At 71.5% G+C, this 6314-nt stretch carries 6 protein-coding genes and 1 pseudogene; 2 read left to right on the forward strand and 5 right to left on the reverse strand.

Annotated elements, in window-relative coordinates:
- Positions 1 to 212: 212 nt before the first annotated feature.
- Genes ABT336_RS26505 through ABT336_RS26515 form a run of 3 tightly spaced genes read right to left on the reverse strand, consistent with a single transcriptional unit; the run spans position 213 to position 2877 of the window.
- The gene (locus ABT336_RS26505) at positions 213 to 779 is read right to left on the reverse strand and encodes a hypothetical protein (RefSeq protein WP_350900188.1); all 567 of its coding nucleotides are present in this window, start codon (positions 777 to 779) and stop codon (positions 213 to 215) included.
- A complete protein-coding gene (locus ABT336_RS26510; protein ID WP_350900190.1) occupies positions 776 to 2113 on the reverse strand; it encodes a hypothetical protein in 1338 nt (445 codons plus the stop codon). The genes ABT336_RS26505 and ABT336_RS26510 overlap by 4 nt, the downstream gene beginning before the upstream one ends.
- Positions 2110 to 2877, reverse strand: a complete 768-nt coding sequence (locus ABT336_RS26515; RefSeq protein WP_350900192.1) for an ATP-binding cassette domain-containing protein — start codon at positions 2875 to 2877, stop codon at positions 2110 to 2112. Before ABT336_RS26515 ends, ABT336_RS26510 begins: the two co-directional genes overlap by 4 nt.
- A 147-nt stretch (positions 2878 to 3024) precedes the next feature.
- Between ABT336_RS26515 and ABT336_RS26520 the strand changes: the two genes are divergently transcribed.
- Complete coding sequence (locus ABT336_RS26520) at positions 3025 to 4293, forward strand: sensor histidine kinase (RefSeq protein ID WP_350900194.1); 1269 nt, start codon at positions 3025 to 3027, stop codon at positions 4291 to 4293.
- Positions 4290 to 4958 carry a response regulator gene (locus ABT336_RS26525; RefSeq protein WP_350900196.1) on the forward strand — a complete coding sequence of 223 codons (669 nt, stop codon included), beginning with the start codon at positions 4290 to 4292 and terminating at the stop codon, positions 4956 to 4958. Before ABT336_RS26520 ends, ABT336_RS26525 begins: the two co-directional genes overlap by 4 nt.
- A gap of 59 nt (positions 4959 to 5017) precedes the next feature.
- On the opposite strand, the gene ABT336_RS26530 is transcribed toward ABT336_RS26525, so the two are convergent.
- Together ABT336_RS26530 and ABT336_RS26535 are read right to left on the reverse strand one after the other, a co-directional pair.
- On the reverse strand, positions 5018 to 5785 hold the full coding sequence (locus ABT336_RS26530; protein WP_350900198.1) for a S1 family peptidase: 768 nt from the start codon (positions 5783 to 5785) through the stop codon (positions 5018 to 5020).
- A 348-nt stretch (positions 5786 to 6133) separates the two neighbouring features.
- Positions 6134 to 6314, reverse strand: a pseudogene (locus ABT336_RS26535) (helix-turn-helix domain-containing protein); the annotation flags it as partial.

Here is a 6314-nt window from a genome sequence, read left to right on the forward strand (position 1 = left end):
TTCCCCACCCCCCCCCTCTCCCTACCGCGCGGCGCCCCCCCCCCCCCGCCGGGCTGCGGCTCCCCCCCCCGGGCGGGGGGGGCCGGGCCCGGGCCCCCCCCCCGCCTCTGTTTTCCCCGGGCCGTGCGGCCCGGTCGCCACCGTTGTTCCTCCGGGCCACACGGCCCGGCCGCCACTGTTCTCCCCCCGGGCCCTCATGGCGGGAGGGCTGATCAGTCGACCCGGGGGCCGCGCATGACGTAGGCGGCGGCACCGGTGACGGCGAAGACCCCGGCCGTCGTCATCGCCGCCACGCTGTCAGACGGTTGGCCCGCCCAGGTGACCAGGTACAACGCGAACGGCTCCGGCACCGCTGGGACACCGGCGGACACGCAGCCCGTCACGACCGGCAGGGTCCAGGCCAGTCGCCGGCCGAACAGCGTCGCGGCCAGGGCGGCGAGCCCGGTGAAACCCGCCGCGTCACGCAGGACGACGCCGACCGGGGCCGTCGTCACGACTGTCACCACGGTGCCGGCGACCACCGTCATCGCGACCAGGTGCAGCGCGCGGCGGGGCGTCCAGCGGATCGCCGCCGTCGCGTCCAGTGTGGTATCCGGCCCGCCGAGCCCGTTGCCGAGCATTGCCACGCCCAGTGCCAGGGCGAGGGCGGCGGAAGTGACGGCGTGCCTCGGGTCGTCCTGAGCGGCACCGAACCAGGCGATCAGGGCCATGGCCGGCACCGCGTAGAGCAGCCCACGCGGCACCTCACGGGAACGCAGGAACAGGAGCAGGGGCGTCATCCGTCGGCTCCGATGCCGAGGGCGGCGGCCTGGTCACCGCAGGTCAGGCCGGCGGCGCGGACCGCTGCGACCCGGCGTACCTGCTCGTCGGCCGGCAGCGCGGTGAACGTCTCCCACATCCCGTCGCGGACGGCCTGCTCGTCCCCGAAGAGGGTCTGACCGGGCACCGGATAGCTCCCGTAGAGCCAGGCCGCCGCCACGGACCGGGCGCGCAGCACGTCGAGGTACGCGTCGTCGTCGGCGCGGACGCACATCGGGGTACCGGCCCCGGCCAGGATGCGGGCTGTCACGTCGGCGGGGTCGCGGGTCAACCCGAGGTTGCCGCTGTCCACCCACGCCTCGGTCGCCGGCTGTGCACGATCCGAGTTCGGCACCACCTCGTGCACCGAGACCGGCGGGTCCGGCAGCTTCTCGAGCAGGCGTAGCGCGTCCCGGGCCGGTGCGACGAGAGCGGGGAGCTGCCGGCTGTGGGCTGCCGTGACACAGACCCGGGGACCGTCGTCGGTGGTGCAGACCTCGGCCACCGCGGCCGGGTCGACGGGGAAGGCCTTCTCCAGGGGTACGGTCAGCATCGGAGCGGCGAGCACCAGCCCCAGTGCCGGCGGAACCACGGCGAGCAGTCGTACCAGCGGGTTCCTCGCGAGGTAGAGCACCAGTCCCCCGGCGGCCAACCCGCCGAACCACCAGGCCTGGCCCGCGCTGACGGAGCCGGCGACCATCTCGAACTCGGAGATCGTGTTGGTGAAGAAGGGCAGCAGGAGGGCCGCCCCGGGGTCCGTGACCTCGCTGGGCCTGGTCACCTCGATCGCCGCGAGAAGTGCGGCGAGGCTGCCCACTCCCGCCACGGCAGGGGTGTACGGGTGCGGGAGCAGCCTGCCCACGCCGAGGCCGAGCCAACCCGCAGCGACAAGTGTCAGTGCGCCGACGAGCGCCACCAGCAGCCAACCGCTGCCCAGATAGCCGGCGGCGACAGCGACCTTCGGTGCCCCGGCGACCAGCACGACCAGGTACCCGCCGACGAGGCACGCAGCGGTGACCACTGCGGACGGTTGCATCCGCCGCCATCGGGGAGCCGGTGTGGTGCCGAGCAGCTCCTCGATCCGGTTGCGCCGGTCCCGGCCGGCCTGCCAGGCACCGCCGGCCAGCGCCAGCGGCCAGAGGATCACCAGCATGATGCGCTGGAAGACGGCGAGCAGGTTCCACTGCTGGTCCCACAGGTCGGTCTGCCCGGTGAGCGCGAGGACGTAGAGCCCCGCCACGCCGACCGCGGCCGTCGCCGCCCCTGTGAGAAGTGCGCCGCAACGGCGCAGTTCGATCCGGAGGATGCGGGTCACGACGCCACCCCCAGTCCGGCACGGTGCCGCGTGATCAGCGCCGAGTAGCCGCGCTCGATCGGGCTGTCCCCGGCGTCGCCGGGACCACCGGCCGCCGCGATGGCGTCCGGCGTCCCGTGGAACACGATCCGGCCGGCGTCGGCCAGCACCACGCTCGTACACGCCGCCGCCACGTCCTCGACCAGGTGGGTCGACACCACGACGCAGGAGCGTTCGCCGAGGTCACGCAGCATCGCCCGGAAGTCGAGCCGCTGCTGCGGGTCGAGGCCCACAGTCGGCTCGTCGAGCAGCAGCAACTCCGGCCCGTTGACGATCGCCTGTGCGATGCCGGCCCGCCGCAGCATGCCACCGGAGAGGGCCTTCATCGGTGAGTCCGCCCGGTCGACCAGACCCACCCGCTCGATCGCGTTCCGTACGGCACGGCGACGCTCGCCGGAGGGCACGTCCTTGGTCCACGCCATGTACTCGACGAACTCGGACACCGTGAACCGCGGGTAGTAGCCGAACTCCTGGGGCAGGTAGCCCAGGGCTCGCCGTACCGCCCGCAGGTCGGGTCGCCCGTCCATCGGCTGCCCGAGCAACCGGAGCCGACCGTCGTGGGGGCGCAGGACTGTCGCCAGGGCTCGGATCAGTGTGGTCTTGCCGGCGCCGTTCGGGCCGAGCAGTCCATGGACACCGGTGCCCAGATCCAGGTCCACGCCGTCGACGGCCAGGTATCGGCCTGTTCTCACTCGCAGACCTTCAGCCTGCACTGTCGTCGCCACGATCTTCTCCGTTCGTCGATTCCGTACGGCTTCGATGGTGCGACGGCGGGACGGTGATCCACCTCGGCCGAGTTGCCGAGCGGCACTGCGGGGGTTCGGCCGAAAGAACTACGCCGCCCACGTGCCGGTGTCGTACCGTGGCCTTCCGTGCTGATTATTTTTCCGGGACCCCGGTGGCAGCGGGTGATGGTGGGCCTGCTCGCCGTCGTGGCGGCGGCCCTCGTCGTCGTCGAGGGGTTGGACGGCCCCACCCTTCCCGCCAAGCTCGCCATGATCGTCAGCGGGCTCCTCGCGGTCGCCGTGTTGCTGCTGGCCGAGGCCCGCCCGGTCGCGGTCGCCGTGGCCGCGTCGGTGTCCCTCGCGGTCTCGGCCACCTTCGGGCTCGTGCCGGCGCTGCGTCCGGAGCACACGTTCGGCATCGTGGAGTTCGTAGTGCTCTCGGTGGCGATGATCCGACTGGTCATGCAACACCCGATCCGGTACGCGGCGGCCCCGGCCGCCCTGACGGTCCTCGCGATCGGGCTGCTGCCGACCCGGGTCCTGTTCCACCCGGTCAACGCGCCGACGATGGCACAGGACGGCAGCCTGGTAGCCGCCGTACTGACCGCCTGGGTGCTGTTCCTGGCACTGCTCGGCCTGTACCTGCGCCTGCTGGAGCGCCGTCGGGCCGACCTGGACCGGCTGGCCCGGCAGGCGGAACGCATGGACCACGCCCGCGACCTGCACGACTACGTCGCCCACCACGTGACAGCCATCGTCGCGCAGACCCGCGCCATCCGGTTCGTCACCGGCGCGGGAACCGCCCCGTCGCCCGAGGACCTGGACACCCTGCTGGCCGGCGTCGAACAGGCCGGCGGCCAGGCCCTCACCTCGATGCGTACACTCGTCGGCATCCTGCGCGACGAGACACCAGCTACCGCGACCGCCCACGCCGACCTCGACGAGATGCTGACCGAGGTCGTCGGCACCCTGACGCCCGGACACCCCACGCCCACGGTCTCGGTCGACGAGGCGCTCTCCGGCCTCCAGTGGCCCCCGGCCAGCCTCGACGCCGCGCACCACACGGTGCTGGAGGCGCTGACCAACGTGCTGCGTCACAACAGCGGGACCACCCGGATCGACATCCGTCTCCGGATCCACCCCGACCGGCCCGACCTGGCCGAGGTGTCGATCCGCAACGACGGAACACCCACCGAGTCGCCCCTGCCGGCCGGCGGCTTCGGCCTGACCGGGCTCAGCGAGCGGGTACGCGCCGCCGGAGGCGAACTCTCGGCCGGGCCTGTCGAATCGGGGTGGCAGGTCACCGCGGCCCTGCCCGTCACCGACCCTTCCACGACAGGTGGATGGCGGTCGGCGCTACGTCGGTCGGCGCTACGTCGGTCGGCGACCGGAGCAGCAGTCGAGGAGAGCCGATGACGATCCGGATCCTGCTCGCCGACGATCAGGACATGATCCGTACGGCCTTCCGCATGATCCTCGGCACCCAGCCGGACATCCAGGTGGTGGCCGAGGCGGCGGACGGCGAGGCCGCCGTCGACCAGGCCCGCCGCCTCCGCCCCGACGTGTGCCTGCTCGACATCCGGATGCCGAAACTCGACGGTCTCGAAGCGACCCGGCTCCTGGCCGGCCCGACCGTCCGGAACCCGCTCAACGTCCTCATCGTCACCACCTTCGACCTCGACGAGTACGTGTACCGGGCGCTGCGCAACGGCGCCTGCGGGTTCCTCCTCAAGGACACCTCGCCCAACCTGCTGGTGGAGGCGGTACGCGCAGCCGCCGAGGGCACCTCGCTGATCTCGCCGGCGGTGACCGTACGCCTCCTCTCCCACCTCGCCCCCCGCCGCGACACCGAGCAGGAGACGGTGGAGTCGCCCCCCACGGAGCCGCTCACCGAACGCGAACTCGCAGTCGTCCGACTGGTGGCGCACGGCCACACCAACGACGAGATCGCCGGACGGCTCTACGTCACGCTGTCGACTGTCAAGACCCATCTGGCCAACGTGCAGCGCAAACTCGCCGCCCGCAACCGCGTGGAGATCGCCGCCTGGGCATGGCGCAACGACGTCTGCTCCCCGACCTGACCTGACCGGCCCTGAGGGATACTCGTCGGACGGTCAGGCCACCACGGTCGAGGTGGTGATCAGCTGCTGCTGGAGAGCAGTTGGTCGATGGCACCCTGGATGCCCTGGCTGAAGTAGGCGACGTCGGTGTAGTTGGGGGTCGGCTCCTCGCCGGCGTCCCAGTCACAGTCCGAGCCGGCGCTCACGATGCCGACCTGTTCCCAGCCGCCCCTGGGGAGCCGGCGCAGGGCCGGTCCACCGGAGTCACCGGGGCAGTGGCTCTTCTGGTCCACCGACTTCGCGCAGATCGTCGACCTCGGGTACTCGGGGTGCTCGACCCACCAGGGATCGTCGAAGCACTGCGCGTCCGGCAGGAACGGCAGCTCCACCTTGCGGAGGAAGCGTTCCTGGGGGCCACCTGCCTTCTTCGTCCCCCAGCCGGTCACCGTCATCGTCTGCAGCTGCCGGGGCGCGGTGGCGAGCCGCAGGGTGGGCAGGTTCAGCGGCCGTTCCAGCTTGACCACCGCCCAGTCCGCTCCGTTCCACCACTCGGCTCCGCCGACGTGGGCGGTGGATCTGGTGGTCGTCCGGCGGGGGTGTTTGAGGTCGACGGTGCCGGAGACCACGGTGAAGCTGTCGCCCGGCTGCTCGTCGACGCAGTGTTGGGCGGTGAGCACCAGTTGCGGATGAATGAGGGTTCCGCCACAACCCACCGGCAGGATCCGGACCATCCACGGGAACTCACCGGGCGCAGCCCGTTCACCCCCACTGACGGCGGCGGCCGGAGCGCCCGCCACCAGCACGGCAGCGAACGTCACCACGCCGACAAGAAGTCTCTTCACTCGCATCTGACACCCTCCGGAGAACTACCGATACGGAGGTAGAACGGAACCAGCAGACGTTTTCGTTGCACCGCCGGAGCAGTCGGTGGGTGACGAGGGGGCAGGGGCCGCCATGTCCGCCGGTCGAGGACGTTGTGCTGGAGGAGGCCGAGCGGGCACCACACCGGTCACCTCGCCGCCCTGGCCAAGGCCCGCACTCATCACAACAACCCGGATCGGACCGGACGCGAGGGATGCTCGTCGCACGAGCACCATCCGAGCACCCAACCGACCACAAGGGACAGAGAAAGCCAGAAGCCTGACCACCGTATCGGCAGGTCAGGCTTCTGATGATCTTGTGCGCCCGAAGGGACTGGGACCGGCCCGTCTGGTCAGGCCCTTGCGTTTGGCGAAGACCGACCAGATGCGCTGCTGTGAGCACAACCGGGCGACCCGGTTCGGGCCGGCGGTGATGCCGTGGGCGGGGAGTTCGTCGGCGATGAACCGGTAGCCGAACGCCGGATCATCATGGTGGATGTCCAGGGCGGCGTTGACC

This window comes from Micromonospora sp. NPDC000207, assembly GCF_040300925.1.
GTDB lineage: Bacteria > Actinomycetota > Actinomycetes > Mycobacteriales > Micromonosporaceae > Micromonospora.